Below are 15,833 nucleotides of genomic sequence, written 5' to 3'. Positions count from 1 at the left end.
GTCAGTGCCCTTCCTGTAGCGCGCGCAGCAGCCCGGGGTCGTCCCGCCGGCCGAGCACCTCGGCGATCGTCCGCAGCAGCCGGTCCAGCTGGCCGCGCTCGGCGGCCCGGGTCACCAGGGGCCGGAAGAACGTGTCGCCGAACTCGTCGACGCCGGTGAGGTAGTTCCCGGCGAACACGCCGACGTACCGGGTGCGGTTGGCGGCGGTCAGGTGCGGGTGCAGCTGGAGAAGCACCAGCTCGGCGTAGTGCTCGCCGCTGACCGCCTCCGAGCCGCCGAGCCGGTAGATCAGGTTCACCGCCTCGTCCGGGTCGAGACGGTCGAGGTCCCCGCGCAGCGACCGGAGGACCAGCGTCAGCACCTCGCCCGTCTTTTCGACGGTGCCGCCCCGGTCGTCGGTGTTGGCCTTCAGCAGGATCTCCGCCATCCGCTCGTACGCCTCCGGGCCCGGCGCCAGGAGCAGCTCGATCAGGCCGTGCGCGATCGACTCCACCTCGCCCGAGTCGTGGACGGCGAAGAACCGCACGGCGTCCGGCATCCGCCGCAGCAGCGGCTCGAGGGCGTGCCGGAGGGCGTCGTCGCTGAGGCTGTTGCTCAGGGTCATCGAGTTGAGGACCGGTCCCCAGTCGAAGTTCGCGAGGTAGCCGCCGTGCTCCGGCGGGCGCATGCGGTTCGACCAGTTCATGTCCAGGGGCGGGTGCGACGGCGGGCCGAGGGAGAGGACGACGTCGCGACCGGGTTCGCGGAGAACGGTGAGGTGCTCCAGCGACTCGAGGAACATGGCGCCCGGGATCGCGGCCCGCCACTGCAGGGCCGTGCCGCGCATCCAGTCGGCCGGGTCGGCGGCCTCGGTGAACAGGTCCGAGGCCCGCAGATCGCCGCCGCCGGCCAGGGTGAGCAGCACCAGGTTGAACGAGTAGGTGGCCATCCAGTGGTCGACGCGCTTGTCGACCGGTCGGTAGCGGCCGGGCGTGTAGCCGGGCCGGGTCACCGCCTGGCGGGTGCGGCCGACCAGGAACGCGCGGACCTCGGCCCGGTCGGGGGCGTCGAGCAGGGACCGGACGAACTGGAGGACGGTGTTGCGGGCGGTCAGCGGCGTGTAGCCGAGCAGGTCCTGCAACAGGTCGGCCTCGGGCTGGGCGCCGAACCGGAGGGCGAGCGTGGCGGCCCGCTCCCGCGCGGTGGTGTCCCGTACGGCCTGCACGACGAGCCGGGCCACCAGGTACTCGCCGAAGGTGGCGTGCAGGAACTCGTACGTCTGAAGCCGCTTGTCGTCGCGCAGCGCCCGCGCCCGCTGGATGAAGAAGAACCGGCCGACCATCTCCTGCGCCGCGGTCAGCGGGGTGCTGAACCGCTCGGTGTCGCCGGCGCGCGCGGGGGCGAGGCCGAGGCCGGCGAGATCGGCGTCCAGCTCGGGCTCGGTCGCCCACTGGCGGCCGCGGTGGAACATCGCGAAGGCCACCACCGACAGCCGCAGCAGCTCCTCCTCGATCCGGGCCGGCATCTCCGACTCGGGGCGGCCGGCGTGCACCCGGCGCACCTCGCGACCGGCGAACTCGCTCAGCAGCCGCTCGTAGAGCGCGGCGGCGTCGATGTCGTCGGCGAGCGGGTTCCCGCTGGCGTGGTAGAGCGCGAGCATGAGCAGCAGCAGGGGCTGCCCGGCCAGCTCGCGCAGCGGCGCCAGCATCGGCGGGCGCAGCGGCTCGACCGGCGGGTTGGCCTCGTTCCACACCCGCAGCCACTGGTCGATCTGCGGCTCGCCGAACGGCTCGAGCCGGACGACGGGCGTGCCGGCCGGGACGCGGGCCCGGTCGGCCACCGCGACCCGGCTGGTGACGACCACCGCCACCGGGCGGCCCTGCGCCAGCTCGCGCTCCTGGAAGGCGGCCACCCGCTGGAGATAGTCGGACCGGTGCAGGCCGGTCGCCTGGAGCAGCTCGTCGAAGCCGTCGAGCAGGACCACCGCAAGCGGGCGCCCGGCGTCCTCGGCCAGCTCGGCCCAGGCCACCGTCTCGCCGATCGCGGCCCGCACCGCCAGCTCGATCTGGTCCTGGATGTCGGCCTCGGCCGGCACCTCGCGCAGCGGCACCCGGGCCACGAGATAGTCGCTCGCGGGCAGGCGGGCGGCGAGGATGTGGGTGAGCGAGGACTTGCCGGCGCCGGGCTGGCCGAGCAGCAGCAGCGGCACGGCGGCGGCGTCCCGCGTGGTCAGGTAGGTGGCCAGGAAGTCGTGCAGGTCGTCGCGGACCTCACCGTCCCACCAGGTCTCGTCGGAGGGCCGCGCCCCGGCCCCGGCCGTCTTCACCCGGAAGCGCGGGTCGACGTAGGCGTCCCCGAGGTCGGGCAGCACCAGGTCGCCGGCGTCGCCGTCGAGAACCGGGCGGGTCAGCCGGGAGCGATAGGCCCGGGCCAGCGCGGCGCGGTGCCGGCCCGGGTCGCGGCCGGCCGCGGCGCGCAGCAGCAGGGTCTCGAGCCGGCGCAGGCTCTGCGCGGTCGCCCGGGCCTCGAGCCGGCCCGACCAGATCGCGAACTCGGGGATCTCGGCGGCCAGCCGGCGGTGGGCCTCGTCGTAGCGGTCGGCGGCCCGGCGCGGCAGCTCGGTCGCGATCGGGTGCTCGACGCGGTCGTCCCACACGGCGAGGCCGCGCACGTGCTCGGCGAGGTGGTCGGCGACCGGCCGGGACCAGCCGCGGATCTCGTCGAGCAGGTCGGCATAGGACCGGGCCGGCGACGGCAGCGGGATCGGGGTGTCGAGCAGCCGGGACACGGCGTCCCGCCCGGCCGGCGACTTGAGCAGCAGGAGCTGGTCGTCGCGGGTGAACTCGGCCGGCTTCAGGCCGGCCGACCGGAAGCAGTCGTCCAGGGCCTCGAAGACGGCGGCGACCACGAGCACGCCGTGCGCCGCCAGGAGCCGCTCGCTGCGCTGGTAACGGCCGAGGCCCCGGACCACCTCATTGATCTTGGCAGTGACCAGGCCGCCCAGCCGGACCGCCTCGGCCTTGGCGTCGAACAGGCTCAGCGCGACGTCGCTCCCGCCCGCGGTGGCCAGGCTGAGCACGCCGCCCAAGAGGTTGTCCACCACCTGGGTGAGCGGGCCGGAACCGCCGAGAATGCGGACCGCGTCGGCGTAGGACAGACCTCGGGGCATTCGCCCATCATGGCGGACCCGCGCCGCCTTGCCGTCATCCATGGATGGGTGTCTATTGGGATGATGACCGCTGTCAGCAGACGTCAGCTCCTCGCCGGCCTGGCCGGCACCACCGTGCTCGGACCGGCCGCGACCCGGGCCGCCGCCGCGCCGACCCGGAAGACGGGCGTCGACCGGGGCACGAACCTCGGCGTGCGGGTGTCGCCGGACGGTCGCCGCCTCGCGATGGACCTCGTCGGCGTGCTGTGGGTGCTGCCCGCCTCGGGCGGCCCGGCGCGGCGGCTGACCGGGGACCTGTTCGACATCGCGTGGCCGGCCTGGTCGCCCGACGGGGGGACGATCGCGTTCTCGTCCTACCGGACCGGGAACTTCGACCTGTGGGTGATCCGGCCGGACGGTTCCGGCCTGCGGCGGCTCACCTCGGGGCCGTTCGACCACCGCGAGCCGTGCTTCGCGCCGGGCGGGGATCGGCTGGCCTTCTCGGGGGACCTCTCCGGCTCGTACGGGATTCACGTCCTTGATCTCGCATCGGGCGCGATCACCGCGGTCGCCGACACCGCCGCCGAGGAGTACGAGCCGGCCTGGTCGCCGGACGGCCGCCGGATCGCGTTCGTGGTCGCCAACACCCGCATCGACGTCGTCGCGCTCGCGACCGGCGCCCGCTCGACCGCCGTCACCGTGCCCGCCGGCCAGGTCATCCACGGTCCCGCCTGGACCCCGGACGGCCGGTCGCTGACCTACCAGGTGACGCTCGACGGCCGTAGTGAGCTCTGGCGCGATGGTTCGGCGTACATCACCGGAGAAGAGGTGTTTCCGTTCCCGGCGACGTGGACTCCGGCGGGGGAGATCGTCTATGCGGCGGGCGGGGGCATCCGTCGCCGGGACAAATCGGGCAAGGTCTCCAAGATCGGCTTCGTGGCACCGCTCGGGCTGACGAAACCGCGGTATGCCAAGAGAACCCGGGACTTCGAATCCCGTACGCCCAAGCCGGTCTTCGGCATCGGCAGCCCGGTGCTGTCGCCGGACGGCCGGTCGGTCGCGTTCCGCGCGCTCAACGACATCTGGACCATGCGGATCGGGCAGCCGCCGCGGCCGCTCACCCGCGACCACTGGTGGAAGTCGGACCCGGCCTGGTCACCGGACGGGCGCTACCTGTCCTACTCGACCGACCGCGGCGGGAAGCTCGACATCTGGCTGCGCGACCTGGCGACGGGCGCCGACCGGCAGCTGACCCACCTCGCCGCCGCCGCCGTCTCGGGCAGCTGGTCGGCCGACTCGTCGGCGCTCGCGTTCCTCGACCAGACCGGCGCGCTCCACACGGTCGACGTGGCGAGCGGCGCGGTCCGGCAGCTCTACGCGGCCACCTTCGAGCCGGGCCGGCCGAGCTGGTCGGCCGACGGCCGGACGATCGCGCTCGCCGCCGTGGTGCCCTACTCGGCCCGCTACCGGGAGGGGCTCAGCAAGATCCTGCTGGTCGACACCGCCACCGGCGCCGGCCGCTACGTGGACCCGCTGCCGCACCGCTCGATCCAGACCCGCGGCGACGACGGCCCGGTCTGGTCGCCGGACGGCCGCAAGATGGCGTTCGTGCTGGCCAGCGTGCTCCACGTGGTCGACGTGCGGGCCGACGGCAGCTTTGCCGGCACGCCGCGGGCGATCACCCACGAGGTCACCGACGCGCCGAGCTGGAGCGGTGACTCGCGGCGGCTGCTCTACCTGCACAACGGACGGCTGCGGACGATTCCGGCGGCCGGTGGGTCACCCTCGAGCGTGCCGGTCCCGCTCACCTGGGCCAACACGTCACCACGCGGCCGTACGGTGATCCGCGCCGGCCGCCTGTGGGACGGCGCGCGCCGCGAGCTGGTCCGGGACGTCGACGTCGTGGTCGAGGGCCACCGGATCACCGCCGTCGAGCCGCACCGGGCCGGCCGCGACGGCCGCCTGGTCGACGCCCGGGACGGGGTGGTCGCGCCCGGCCTGATCGACATGCATCACCACCGGGAGATGCAGGGCTACTCGTACGGCGCCAAGCAGGGTCCGCTGTGGCTGTCGCTGGGCATCACGACCACGCGCTCGCCCGGCAGCCCGGCCTACCACATGGTCGAGGAGCGCGAGTCGATCCAGTCCGGCGCCCGCCTCGGCCCGCGGTACTTCGCGACCGGCGAGGCGATCGACGGCGGCCGGATCTTCTACAACTTCATGCGGCCCACGTACGAGCCGGCGCAGCTCGCGCTCGAGCTGGCGCGGGCCGAGGCCCTGGACTACGACCTGATGAAGGCGTACGTGCGCCTCGCCCCCGAGCGGCAGCGGCAGGTGATCCGGTGGGCGCACCGCCACCGCATCCCGGCCACCTCGCACTACCACTACCCGGCGTTCGCGTTCGGCGGCGACGGCCAGGAGCACGTCGGCGCCACCAGCCGGTTCGGCTTCTCCCGCACGGTGACGGCGCTCGGCACGGTCTACGACGACGTGACCGAGATCTTCACCGCCACCGGTGCGTCCCGGACGCCGACGCTGTTCGGGGCGACCACGCTGCTGGCCGACGACGACAGCCTGCTGACCGACGTCCGGGTGCGCACGCTCTACCCGGCGTGGGAGTACGCGAACCTCCAGGCCATCGCCACCGCCGCCCGGACCACGGACCAGACCGTCGCCCGGCAGAACCTGGCCCGGCAGGTCGCGCACCTGATCGCCCTGACCCGCGGCGGGGGCCGGGTGATCACCGGGACGGACTCGCCGATCTCCCCCAACGTGGTGAGCACTCATCTCAACCTGCGCGCCATGGTCGCGTACGGGATGAGCGCCTTTGAAGCTCTGAGCACCGCCACCCGGATTCCGGGCGAGTTCCTGGCGGAGCCGCTGGGCCTTGTCGCGCCCGGCTACTACGCGGATCTCGTCGTGCTGGGCGGCGATCCGCTGGCCGACATCAAGCAGGCCGCGAACGTCCGTCAGGTGATGGCCGCGGGGGAGTTGCACACGGTGGACTCGTTGCTCGCGCCGTTCGGCTCCATCGCCAAGGCCGCGCTCGCCTCGCCGGCCCCCGCTCCCGCTGACCGCTACTGGTGGCACGACCCGCACTATGTCGAGGAGAGCCGCCACTCCTGCTGCACGGGTTAGATTGACGGCCATGACCGAAGAGCTCGCCTCGACCATGGCCGCCGCGGCCCGGGCCTGGCTCGAGCTGCTGACCGACGACCAGCGGGCGATCGCCGCCGGGGCGATGCCGTCGGCCGAGACCTCCGACGCCGAGCGCCGCCGCTGGTTCTACACCCCGACCGACCACGGCGGCCTCACCCTCCACCAGCAGCGGCCGGCCCAGCAGCGGGCGGCGATGCGCCTGGTGGCGTCGGGCCTGTCGCGGCCCGGTTTCGTCACGGTCGCCACCACGATGGGCCTGGAGAACGTCCTCGACCACACCGAGGGCTTCGTGACCCGCTTCGACCGCGAGCGCGGCCGCGACCCGGGCCTGTACTACCTGCGCGTCTTCGGCGACCCCGTCCCCGGCGGCACGTGGGGCTGGCGGTTCGGCGGCCACCACGTCTCGCTCAACAACCTGATCGTCGCCGGCGCGGTGGCGGCGACCACCCCCTGCTTCATGGGCGCCGACCCCGCGTCGTCGGAACTGCTGGGCGGCGCGGTCAACCGGCCGCTCGGAAAGGTCGAGGACCTCGCCCGTACGCTGGTGAAGTCCCTTGATCCGAGGGTGGCCATCCTCTCGCCCAAGGCCCCGTCCGATTTCGTGACGGCCAACCGCACCGCGGTCGCCCCCGGCAACCGGGTCATCCCGCTGGCCGGCATCTGGCGCGACGAGCGCTTCCCCGACCCGGTGGAGCAGGCCAAGCTCCAGGCCTTGAGCGACGCCATCGACGCCGCGGCCGGCTACACCGAGTCGGATCACGCGGCGCTCGAATACACCGCGGTGCCGAAGGGCGTGCCCGCCCAGGCCATGTCCCCCGACCAGCGCTCGCTGCTCCAGGCCCTGCTGGCCACGTATCTCGGCCGCGTGCCCGCCGAGGTGTCCCCGTCGTACGACGACGCCGCCCTCGACGAGGTGCATTTCGCGTGGGCGGGCCCCACCGACCCGGGCGCGCCGCACTACTACCGGGTGCAGGGCCCGCGCCTGCTGCTGGAGTGGGACAACACCCAGCGAAACGCGAACCACGCCCACTCGGTCTGGCGAGACCCGTCGAACGACTTCGGGCTGGACGTGCTGGCCGCCCACCACCGCGACCACCACTGACCGGTCAGGGCTTGCGGCCCACCGCGCCGAACTCGTCGACCTCGCGCAGGTCGTCGCCGGTGGCGCCGGGGGCCGGGCGCCACGTGTTGCACGGGACCAGGCCCGGCTCGATGACCTCCAGGCCCTCCAGGAAGCGGGCCAGCTCTTCCGGCCGGCGCAGGTGGTAGGAGAGCGGGGCGTTCGCGTTCCACACGCCGATCGCCTCCTCGAAGGCCGGGCCGTCGAGGACGTTGGTGCCGTCGGCGGTGACCAGGTAGCTGCCGGAGGGCAGCGCGCCCAGCAACTGGCGGACGATCGACACCGCGTCGTCCAGGTTGGGCACGTGACCGAGGATGTTCATCAGGATCAGGCCGGTGGGCTTGGTGAGGTCGAGCGTGGTGCGGCCGGCGGCCTTCAGGATCGCGGCCGGGTCGCGCAGGTCGGCGTCGATGTACTCGGTGGCGCCCTCGGCGGTGCCGGTCAGCAGGGCCCGGGCGTGGACCAGCACCAGCGGGTCGTTGTCGACGTAGACGATGCGGGCGTCGGGGGCGGCGGCCTGGGCCACCTGGTGCGTGTTCTCCGCCGTGGGCATGCCGGTGCCGATGTCGAGGAACTGCCGGATGCCGGCCTCCTCGGCCAGGAACGTGACCGCCCGCTTCAGGAACCCCCGCGACGATCGCGCCACCACGGTGATGTCGGGGTAGAAGCCGGAGAACTGGTCGCCGACCGCGCGGTCGACCTCGAAGTTGTCCTTGCCGCCGAGCCAGTAGTTCCACACGCGGGCGGAATGCGGGATGGTGGTGTCGAGCTTCGCGCCGGGGTCGGTCATGCTGGGCTCCCGTCAAGGTTCGGTTCGAGCCGTTCGTGGGTATGCTATCGCTCGACGATCATCGCGTTCCACTGTGGATGAATGAACCGGGGACGAGTGATCGGCCGGACCAGGGGCGGGCAGTCAGGTGAGCCAGGGACAGGGCGGCGGTTCGACCGTACGCCGCATGCAGCTCGGCTCTCGTCTGCGTGCCCTGCGCCGGGCCGCCCGGCTGAGCCGCGAGGAGGCGGGCGACCCGATCCGGGCGTCCGAGTCGAAGATCAGCCGGATGGAGCTGGGCCGGGTCGGCTTCAAGGAACGCGACATCGCCGACCTGCTGACCCTCTACGGCGTCGACGATCCGGACGAGCGCCAGCGGCTGATGACCTTCGCCCGGGAGGCGAACTCCCCGAGCTGGTGGCACGCGTACGGCGATGTGCTCGACTCGTGGCTGCAGACCTATCTCGACTTCGAGCAGGCGGCGGAGCTCATTCGCACGTACGAGATCCAGTTCGTCCCGGGCCTGCTGCAGACCGCGGCGTACGCCCGCGCCGTGATCAGTCTCGGCTACGACCCGTCGGCCGGCGAGGAGATCGAGCGCCGCGCCCGCCTGCGGATGGAGCGCAAGGCCCTGCTGTCGCGGCCGGACGCGCCGAAGCTGTGGGCCGTGATCGACGAGGCGGTGCTGCGCCGGCCGATCGGCGGGCACGCCGTGCTGCGCGAGCAGATCGCCGCCCTGCTCGAGCTCACCGGCTCGCCCGGCGTACAGCTGCAGGTCATGCCCTTCGCCTCGGGCGGGCACGCGGCGTCCGGCGGCGCCTTCAGCGTGCTGCGCTTTCCCTACCAGGAGTTGTCCGACGTCGTCTACATCGAGCACCTGACCGGCGGCCTCTACCTGGACAAGCGCGAAGAGGTCGACCGCTACACGGCGGCGATCGGGCGGCTGTTCATCGAGGCGGCGCCGCTGAGCGAGACGCCCGACATCCTGCACCGCATCCTCAAAGACCTCGGTGGTGGCACAGGTGGCCCCTGATCGCCGTCACCCAGCTGTCCTCGCCGATCGCCGGTAGCGTCACGGTCGTCCGCTGGTCGTCGACCTCGATGGTCACCTTCCCGTCCCCGGCCCGCCCGGCGGCGCAGTCGACCCGGCCGGCCACGACCAGCGCCGCCTGCGCGTCGCCGTCCAGCGGGATCGCGGCGTGGGACGCGGCCTCGACGGCGTCATAGCCGGCCGTCGCCTTCTCGGCGGCCGCGGGGAGCACGGCGGCGACCAGTCTCTGGAAACCGGCATGATCGGGCGCCGTCTCCGCCCGTACCCGAATCAGGTAGCGCGGCCAGGTCGCCGGCCGGTCGGCGGGGGAGCCGTTCTCAAGGACGTCCATCGGCGGCCCAGCCGGGCGCCGGGAAGCCGTCCTCGAGCCGCACGCCGAGCGAGTTCAGCGCGCCCGCGAGCATGGCGTACTGGCCGGCCAGCAGGCAGATCTCGATGATCTTCTCGGTCGGGTAGCGGCCGGCCAGCTCGGCCCACGTGGCATCGCCGAGGCGGTGGTCGCGCACCAGCTCGTCGGCCGCGCGCACCAGCGTCCCGGCCGCCGCCTCGGTGCTCAGCGCCGCGAGCTCCTCGTCGGCCAGGCCGGCGGCGCGACCCACGGCCACGTGATGCGCCCAGACGTACGCGCACCGGCACCGCCACGAGACACGCAGGATCACCAGCTCCCGGTCGCGCGCCTCCAGGGTGGAGTGCTGCAGCAGCCGCTGGCCGAACGGCAGGTAGTCGCCGAACAGGTCGGGATGGCGCACCAGCGTCGTGTAGACGCCGAGCTCCGCCCCGGCCTGCTCGACCAGCGCCGCCTGTCGATCGCTGCGCTCGGCCGCGGTCAGCGGCGCGATCCGCGGTGGTCCGGAAGTGTGCCCCATGGGCCCATCTTGTCAGGCGGGCTTGATGATCACCTTCAGCGCGGCGTTGGCGGCGGCGTTGCCGAAGACGCCGTACGCGTCATCCATCTGATCGAAGGTGAACGAGTGGGTGCCCATCTTCTCGGCCGGGATGCGGCCGCTCGCGACCATCTTCAGCAGCGTCGGGATCGAGACCGTGTCGACCAGGCCCATGGTCAGCCGCACGTTCTTGATCCACATCTCCTGCATCGGCAGCTCGACCGGGACGCCGTGCACGCCGATGTTGGCGATCGTGCCGCCCGGCCGCACCAGTGACGCGGCGGCCAGCAGCGTCTCGGGATAGCCGACCGCCTCGATGGCCACGTCGACGCCGAGCCCGTCGGTCAGCGCCATGACGTCGCCGGCCGTGCTCTGGCCGGCCTCGAACGCGTCGGTCGCGCCGAACTCGAGGGCCTTCTCGAGCCGGAACTTGTTGGAGTCGATCGCGATGACCCGGGAGGCGCCCCACAGGCCGGTGGTCAGGATGGCGGCCAGTCCCACGGCGCCGGCGCCGACCACGGCGACGGTGCTGCCCGGCCGCACCTCGCCGGCCAGGACACCGACCTCGTACCCGGTGGGCAGCGCGTCGGCCAGGAAGATCGCCTGCTCGTCGGCCACGTTCCCGGGCACGGCGTAGAGCGACGTGTCGGCGTACGGCACCCGGACCAGCTCGGCCTGGGTCCCGTCGATGAGATGGCCGAAGATCCAGCCGATCCCGCCGACGGTCTGGCAGTGCGACGGCATGCCGCGCTGGCAGTACTCGCAGCGGCCGCACTTGGTGATCGCCGGCACCAGCACCCGGTCGCCGGCGGCGAACCCCTTGACCGCGTCGCCGGTCTCGACGACCGTGCCGACCGCCTCGTGGCCGAGGATTCGCCCGTCGGTCACGGCGGCCACGTCGCCGTGCAGGATGTGCAGGTCGGTGCCGCAGATCGTGGTGGTGTCCACCCGGACGACCACGTCGGTCGGCTCCTGGATCGTCGCGTCGGGAACGTCCTCCCAGGACTTCTGCCCGGGGCCGTGATAGACGAGGGCCTTCATGCCGACCGACGTTAATCGCGGCTTCTCGCGCCAGGCGTCGCAAAATGCGACGTATGCTCCCGGGAGCGCTCCCATCGATACCCGTGAATGGAGTACTCATGCGAAGACTTCTGCTCTCCGTCCTGCTGGCGCTGACGGCCGTGATCGCCGTGGCGCCCGCCGCCCACGCCGCCACCCCGGTGCGGATCATGCCGCTCGGCGACTCGATCACGGCCGGCCCGGGCTGCTGGCGGGCCAAGCTCTGGCATCGCCTCCAGACCGCCGGCTACACCAACGTCGACTTTGTCGGCACCCAGTCGGACGGCGGGGGCTGCAATCCCGGGTACGCGTACGACTTCGACCACGAGGGACACGGCGGGTACGCGGCCACCGGGATCGCCGCCAACGACCAGCTGCCGCCGTGGCTGGCCGCCGCCAAGCCCGACGTCGTGCTCATGCACCTGGGCACCAACGACATGTGGGGCGGCTACATCCCGCTCGCCGACAAGCTGGCCGCCTTCACCAAGCTGGTCGGCCAGATGCGCGCCCAGAACCCGGCCATGAAGATCGTCGTCGCGCAGATCATCCCGATGAGCGCGGCCGCCTGCGCCACCTGCCCGGCCGACGTGGTGGCGCTGAACAACGCGATCCCGGCGTGGGCGGCCGGGCTCAGCACGGCCGCGTCACCGATCGTCGTGGCCGACCTGTGGAGCGGGTACGACGCGGTCGCCGACAACGTGGACGGCGTGCACCCGAACGACACCGGCTTCCAGAAGATGTCCGACGCCTGGTATCCCTCGCTCGCGGCCGTGCTCGGCGGCGCGATCCCATCGACCACCCCGCCAACCACGCCGCCGACCACCACGCCGCCCGTTGGTGGCTCCTGCACCGCGACCTACCGGGTCGCCTCGCAGTGGACGGGCGGCTTCCAGGGCGAGGTCACCGTCACCAACGGCTCGGCGTCGGCCACCGGCGGCTGGACCGCGACCTTCACCTTCGCCAACGGCCAGACCGTGAGCCAGGCCTGGAACGCCACGGTCACCCAGGCCGGCGCCACGGTGACCGCCCGCAACGCCGACTGGAACGGCCGCCTCGCCGCGGGCGCGTCCGCCACGTTCGGCTTCCTCGCCTCGTCCGCCACCACGAACACGCCCCCGGCCGTCTCCTGCGCCGTGACCTAGCGGGTCAGACGGCGACGTCGACGTAGATCCGGTTGCTCAGCTCGCCGACGTGGTATTTCCGGACGCCGTCGACGCCGAGCGCGATCGAGACGTAGCCCTCGTAATCGCCGGCCAGCGCGTACGCCTCGATGCCGGCCAGACCGGTGCGGTGGACGCCGCTCACGGTCGGCGTGCCGTCCGGGCGGTGTGCCTGGGCCGGGTGCAGCACGATGAGGAGGTACGCCGTGCCGGGCACCGACATCGGCTGGTCGGAGCCGTCGCGGCGTACCTCGGAAACGTATTTGACCGTATAGCCCGGAAGGTTGCCCGGGATGTCGAACACGATCCGGTCGTAGCCGTCGTGGGCCGCGTAGCGAACTCCGGAGAGCACGGGCACCGGGGGGACGGGCGGGTCGTGCCGGACGGTGGTGGGCGTCGTCGCCCAGCCGGCGCCGGTCGTGGCCGCTATCGGCCGCGCCTTCGAGGTGAGGGGCGGGGACGCGGCGGTGCCGCGGGCGGTGGTGGCCGGCGTGCTGCCGGCGGCCGTGGCCGGCGTGCTGCCGGCGGTCGTGGTCCGCGGGCCGCCGGCGCAACCGGTGGCGACCGCGAGTGTGGTCAGGATGATGAGTGCTTTCGTTCCCCTCATGGCCGGGGCCTCCGTCGAGAGTGCAGGGTGAGACCAGGCTAGGAACTCCGGGCGGCCGTGTAATCCCAGGTTCGTGCCGTGACTTTCGGTCACGGCGATCTCGACGGTATGGTGTGGCTCACAACACCAGCACGGTCTCGCGGCCGCGGCGCGGAGGTGAGAGGGTGCCGGTCACCGGTCAGCGCGTGGTGCGCCGGGCACTGGGGCGCAGGCTGACGCGGTTACGCGTGGCCAACGGCAAGAGCAGGCGCGAGGTCGCGGAGGCCAAGCTCGGCATCTCCGAGCCGACCCTGCACCGCATCGAGACCGGCAAGGTTCCGGTCACCGTCGCCAACGTGCGCGCGTTGTGCTGGCTGTACGGAGTGGACGAGAGCGTCGCCAACGCGCTGTCCGACCTCGCGCTCGGCACGTCCCAGGAGGAGTGGTGGGACGCGAATCCCGTGATTCCGGACTGGTTCAAGCTCTACGTCGGCCTCGAGGCGAGCGCGAGCGCCATCCGCACGTACGAGGGCGAGGTGGTCCCCGGCGAGCTGCAGACCGAGCAGTACGCCCGCGCCATCTACGGCGCCGAGCAGCCCGCGGAGACCGAGACGACCGAGCGGCACGTGAAGCTGCGGATGCAGCGCCAGGCCGCGATGGCGTCGCGGCACCCGAAGCCGTGCCTGGTCACCGTGCTCGGCGAGGGCGTGCTGACCCGGCAGGTGGGCGGCCCCGGCGTGCTCGCCGAGCAGATCGAGCACCTGTGCGCGGCGGCCCGGCAGGAGCACGTCGAGATCAGGGTGCTGCCGTGGTCGGCCGGCGCGCACGCCGCCATGGCCGGGGCATTCCGGATCATGGATTTCGAGGACGCCGAGGACCCCGACGTGGTCTACCTCGAGTCCCACGTCGGGGCGCTGTACCTGGAGGAGCCGGCCGAGGTGCGGGAGTACCGGCGCATCTTCGACCTGATCTGCGACGCCTCCGTGCCGATCGCGGAGTTCCACGCATCGAACGGGGGCAGGAACCCACATGACTGAGGCCAAGGCCGCGACCGCCGCCCGGATGTACGACTACTACCTCGGGGGCGTGCACAACTTCCCGGCCGACCGGGCGGCCGCCGACGCCGTCATCGAGCGGTTCCCGTTCATTCCCGAGGCGGCCCGGGCCAACCGCGCCTTCGTGGTGAACGCGGTGCGGCACCTGTCCGAGTCCGGCATCCGGCAGTTCCTCGACATCGGCTCCGGCATCCCGACCGTCGACAACGTGCATTCGATCGCCCGGCGGATCCGGCCCGGGACGCGGGTCGCCTACGTCGACATCGACCCGGTGGCGGTGGCCGAGAGCCTCGACATCCTCGACGGCGACACCGACGCGGTGGCGGTGCTCGGCGACGCGCGGCAGCCGCGGGCCGTCCTCGACCACCCCGAGGTGCGCCGCCTGCTCGACTTCGACGAGCCGATCGGCGTGATCCTGGCCGCCGTGCTGCACTTCGTCCCCGAGCACGAGGTCGCGGACGAGGCGGTGGCAACCCTGATCGGCGCGGTCGCCCCCGGAAGCCACTTCGTCATCTCACACAGCGCCACCGAGAGCTTCGCGCTGTTCACCGCGACCGAGGACGTCTACCAGCGCCGGACCGCGACCCCCGGCACCATCCGCACCCGCGCCGAGGTCGAGAGCCTGTTCACCGGCCTCGACGTGATCGACCCCGGCGTGGTCTGGGCCCAGGAGTGGCGAGCCGGCGCCGTCGTGGACCGGGTCGAGAGCCCCCGGGCCGGCGGCATCTGGGCCGGGGTCGGCCGCAAGCCCTGACCTCAGCCGGACAGCAGCCCGTCGAACTCGCCCTTCTTAGCGCCGTCGAGGAACGAGTCCCACTCCTCGACGGTGAAGTGCACGGTGCTCACCTCGGGCCGCTTGCTGTTGCGCACCTCGATCAGACCCGCGTGCCGCCGGACCTCGACGCAGCTACCGCCGTTGCCGGTCGACCGGCTCGACATCATCCACTCCAGGTCGCCCTGCATGATCCCCGCTCCTCTGCCATAACACGGCCGTTACTCTTCGTAATTCCGGAAGGGCATAGACCGCCGAAATTTCGGAAATAAGGCGCCAAATACCGCCGTCGGGCTCCGTCTTTCTTTCTTCATGAAATTTTGCGTACCGAGCGTAGGCGATGGCAAGCGCCCCAGCGAGACGTCGGCCTGAACTTCTGCACCGTGAAATCTTGCACGGTGGAAGTTTGACAGGGGATGATGACCATCCATCCCACCGTCCGCTGTGGTCAGAGGGGGACCTCAATGGATATCGTCCATCGCGCCGTCGGCCTGGCCGCGGCGATGCCGGACGGTGAGGAGGCCGCCGAGTCCGAGCTGACCCGGCTGCGGGCGCAGGTCGCCGTGCTGGAGTCCGAGCGCGCCGCACTGTGGTGGGCCATCCACCACGACGAGCTCACCGGCCTGGCCAACCGCCGTCTGCTCAACGCCGTCGGCCCGGCGATGCTCCGCGAGGCCACCCGGTTCGCGGTGCTGGTGCTCGACCTGAACGGCTTCAAGCCGGTGAACGACCGCTACGGCCACGCCGTCGGCGACGAGGTGCTGTGCACGGTCGGCCGGCGGCTGTCCGCGGGCCTGGCCGGCGACCTGGCGGTCCGCCTGAGCGGCGACGAGTTCGCGGCCGTAGTCACCGAGTCCTCGCTGGCCGGCCCCCTCCGCGACTGGCCGGCCCTGGTCGGCGCGATCTCCGACGCGGTCGCCGAGCCGATGACCATCGGCGGCTTCCGGCTCGCGGTCACCGCGTCGATCGGCGTCACCATCGGCAACCGCCGGCCGGCGACGATGACCGAGCTGGTCCGCCGAGCCGACCTGGCGATGTACCACGCCAAGACCAACCGGCGCCGCTGGCACATCGCCTGGGACCAGCCCTAG

The 15,833-nt window shown here is 72.4% G+C and carries 14 protein-coding genes; 7 read left to right on the top strand and 7 right to left on the bottom strand.

What is annotated here, in order from left to right; all coding sequences use genetic code 11:
• Nucleotide 1 precedes the first annotated feature (1 nt).
• Nucleotides 2-3,148 carry an NACHT domain-containing protein gene (locus tag ACZ6TB_RS43215; protein ID WP_465565848.1) on the bottom strand — a complete coding sequence of 1,049 codons (3,147 nt, stop codon included), beginning with the start codon at nt 3,146-3,148 and terminating at the stop codon, nt 2-4.
• A 63-nt stretch (nt 3,149-3,211) separates the two neighbouring features.
• Here ACZ6TB_RS43215 and ACZ6TB_RS43210 point away from each other — a divergent pair, with 63 nt between their 5' ends.
• Complete coding sequence (locus ACZ6TB_RS43210; RefSeq protein WP_465565845.1) at nt 3,212-6,265, top strand: amidohydrolase family protein; 3,054 nt, start codon at nt 3,212-3,214, stop codon at nt 6,263-6,265.
• A 10-nt stretch (nt 6,266-6,275) separates the two neighbouring features.
• On the top strand, nt 6,276-7,388 hold the full coding sequence (locus tag ACZ6TB_RS43205) for a DUF3500 domain-containing protein (protein WP_465565842.1): 1,113 nt from the start codon (nt 6,276-6,278) through the stop codon (nt 7,386-7,388).
• Between the two features lie 4 nt (nt 7,389-7,392).
• Here ACZ6TB_RS43205 and ACZ6TB_RS43200 read toward each other — a convergent pair whose 3' ends face one another.
• Complete coding sequence (locus ACZ6TB_RS43200) at nt 7,393-8,196, bottom strand: SAM-dependent methyltransferase (RefSeq protein ID WP_465565839.1); 804 nt, start codon at nt 8,194-8,196, stop codon at nt 7,393-7,395.
• 166 nt (nt 8,197-8,362) lie between these two features.
• On the opposite strand from ACZ6TB_RS43200, the gene ACZ6TB_RS43195 reads away from it, so the two are divergent.
• Nucleotides 8,363-9,208: a DUF5753 domain-containing protein gene (locus ACZ6TB_RS43195; protein WP_465565836.1), complete on the top strand. Its 846-nt coding sequence runs from the start codon at nt 8,363-8,365 to the stop codon at nt 9,206-9,208.
• On the opposite strand, the gene ACZ6TB_RS43190 is transcribed toward ACZ6TB_RS43195, so the two are convergent.
• Genes ACZ6TB_RS43190 through ACZ6TB_RS43180 form a run of 3 tightly spaced genes read right to left on the bottom strand, consistent with a single transcriptional unit; the run spans nt 9,174 to nt 11,151 of the window.
• Nucleotides 9,174-9,557 (bottom strand): hypothetical protein, encoded by a 384-nt coding sequence (locus ACZ6TB_RS43190; RefSeq protein WP_465565833.1) that lies wholly within the window; start codon nt 9,555-9,557, stop codon nt 9,174-9,176. The genes ACZ6TB_RS43195 and ACZ6TB_RS43190 overlap by 35 nt on opposite strands.
• Complete coding sequence (locus ACZ6TB_RS43185) at nt 9,544-10,092, bottom strand: carboxymuconolactone decarboxylase family protein (RefSeq protein WP_465565830.1); 549 nt, start codon at nt 10,090-10,092, stop codon at nt 9,544-9,546. Before ACZ6TB_RS43185 ends, ACZ6TB_RS43190 begins: the two co-directional genes overlap by 14 nt.
• Before the next feature lie 12 nt (nt 10,093-10,104).
• Complete coding sequence (locus ACZ6TB_RS43180) at nt 10,105-11,151, bottom strand: alcohol dehydrogenase catalytic domain-containing protein (RefSeq protein ID WP_465565827.1); 1,047 nt, start codon at nt 11,149-11,151, stop codon at nt 10,105-10,107.
• Between the two features lie 98 nt (nt 11,152-11,249).
• Here ACZ6TB_RS43180 and ACZ6TB_RS43175 point away from each other — a divergent pair, with 98 nt between their 5' ends.
• Entirely contained in the window at nt 11,250-12,311 is a 1,062-nt protein-coding gene (locus tag ACZ6TB_RS43175; protein WP_465565824.1) for a cellulose binding domain-containing protein, read from the top strand.
• A gap of 4 nt (nt 12,312-12,315) precedes the next feature.
• Here the strand turns inward: ACZ6TB_RS43175 and ACZ6TB_RS43170 are convergent, their stop codons facing one another.
• Entirely contained in the window at nt 12,316-12,936 is a 621-nt protein-coding gene (locus tag ACZ6TB_RS43170; RefSeq protein ID WP_465565821.1) for an AMIN-like domain-containing (lipo)protein, read from the bottom strand.
• Between the two features lie 164 nt (nt 12,937-13,100).
• On the opposite strand from ACZ6TB_RS43170, the gene ACZ6TB_RS43165 reads away from it, so the two are divergent.
• Both ACZ6TB_RS43165 and ACZ6TB_RS43160 read left to right on the top strand, forming a co-directional pair.
• Complete coding sequence (locus ACZ6TB_RS43165; protein WP_465565818.1) at nt 13,101-13,952, top strand: helix-turn-helix domain-containing protein; 852 nt, start codon at nt 13,101-13,103, stop codon at nt 13,950-13,952.
• Entirely contained in the window at nt 13,945-14,724 is a 780-nt protein-coding gene (locus ACZ6TB_RS43160) for an SAM-dependent methyltransferase (protein WP_465565815.1), read from the top strand. Before ACZ6TB_RS43165 ends, ACZ6TB_RS43160 begins: the two co-directional genes overlap by 8 nt.
• Nucleotides 14,725-14,726: 2 nt before the next feature.
• Here ACZ6TB_RS43160 and ACZ6TB_RS43155 read toward each other — a convergent pair whose 3' ends face one another.
• Nucleotides 14,727-14,933, bottom strand: coding sequence for a DUF397 domain-containing protein (locus ACZ6TB_RS43155; protein WP_465565812.1), 207 nt, complete (start codon nt 14,931-14,933; stop codon nt 14,727-14,729).
• 273 nt (nt 14,934-15,206) lie between these two features.
• On the opposite strand from ACZ6TB_RS43155, the gene ACZ6TB_RS43150 reads away from it, so the two are divergent.
• Entirely contained in the window at nt 15,207-15,833 is a 627-nt protein-coding gene (locus tag ACZ6TB_RS43150) for a GGDEF domain-containing protein (RefSeq protein WP_465565809.1), read from the top strand.

Source organism: Actinoplanes sp. NPDC051537 (assembly GCF_055586105.1).
Note: the sequence above shows the minus strand (reverse complement) of the source record. Positions and strands in the feature narration are given on the sequence as shown.

What these genes read in the sequence shown, in the direction of transcription:
- ACZ6TB_RS43215 (WP_465565848.1), bottom strand. Translation starts at nt 3,148, where the DNA reads ATGCCCCGAGGTCTGTCCTACGCCGACGCGGTCCGCATTCTCGGCGGT.
- ACZ6TB_RS43210 (WP_465565845.1), top strand. Translation starts at nt 3,212, where the DNA reads ATGACCGCTGTCAGCAGACGTCAGCTCCTCGCCGGCCTGGCCGGCACC.
- ACZ6TB_RS43205 (WP_465565842.1), top strand. Translation starts at nt 6,276, where the DNA reads ATGACCGAAGAGCTCGCCTCGACCATGGCCGCCGCGGCCCGGGCCTGG.
- ACZ6TB_RS43200 (WP_465565839.1), bottom strand. Translation starts at nt 8,196, where the DNA reads ATGACCGACCCCGGCGCGAAGCTCGACACCACCATCCCGCATTCCGCC.
- ACZ6TB_RS43195 (WP_465565836.1), top strand. Translation starts at nt 8,363, where the DNA reads ATGCAGCTCGGCTCTCGTCTGCGTGCCCTGCGCCGGGCCGCCCGGCTG.
- ACZ6TB_RS43190 (WP_465565833.1), bottom strand. Translation starts at nt 9,557, where the DNA reads ATGGACGTCCTTGAGAACGGCTCCCCCGCCGACCGGCCGGCGACCTGG.
- ACZ6TB_RS43185 (WP_465565830.1), bottom strand. Translation starts at nt 10,092, where the DNA reads ATGGGGCACACTTCCGGACCACCGCGGATCGCGCCGCTGACCGCGGCC.
- ACZ6TB_RS43180 (WP_465565827.1), bottom strand. Translation starts at nt 11,151, where the DNA reads ATGAAGGCCCTCGTCTATCACGGCCCCGGGCAGAAGTCCTGGGAGGAC.
- ACZ6TB_RS43175 (WP_465565824.1), top strand. Translation starts at nt 11,250, where the DNA reads ATGCGAAGACTTCTGCTCTCCGTCCTGCTGGCGCTGACGGCCGTGATC.
- ACZ6TB_RS43170 (WP_465565821.1), bottom strand. Translation starts at nt 12,936, where the DNA reads ATGAGGGGAACGAAAGCACTCATCATCCTGACCACACTCGCGGTCGCC.
- ACZ6TB_RS43160 (WP_465565815.1), top strand. Translation starts at nt 13,945, where the DNA reads ATGACTGAGGCCAAGGCCGCGACCGCCGCCCGGATGTACGACTACTAC.
- ACZ6TB_RS43155 (WP_465565812.1), bottom strand. Translation starts at nt 14,933, where the DNA reads ATGCAGGGCGACCTGGAGTGGATGATGTCGAGCCGGTCGACCGGCAAC.
- ACZ6TB_RS43150 (WP_465565809.1), top strand. Translation starts at nt 15,207, where the DNA reads ATGGATATCGTCCATCGCGCCGTCGGCCTGGCCGCGGCGATGCCGGAC.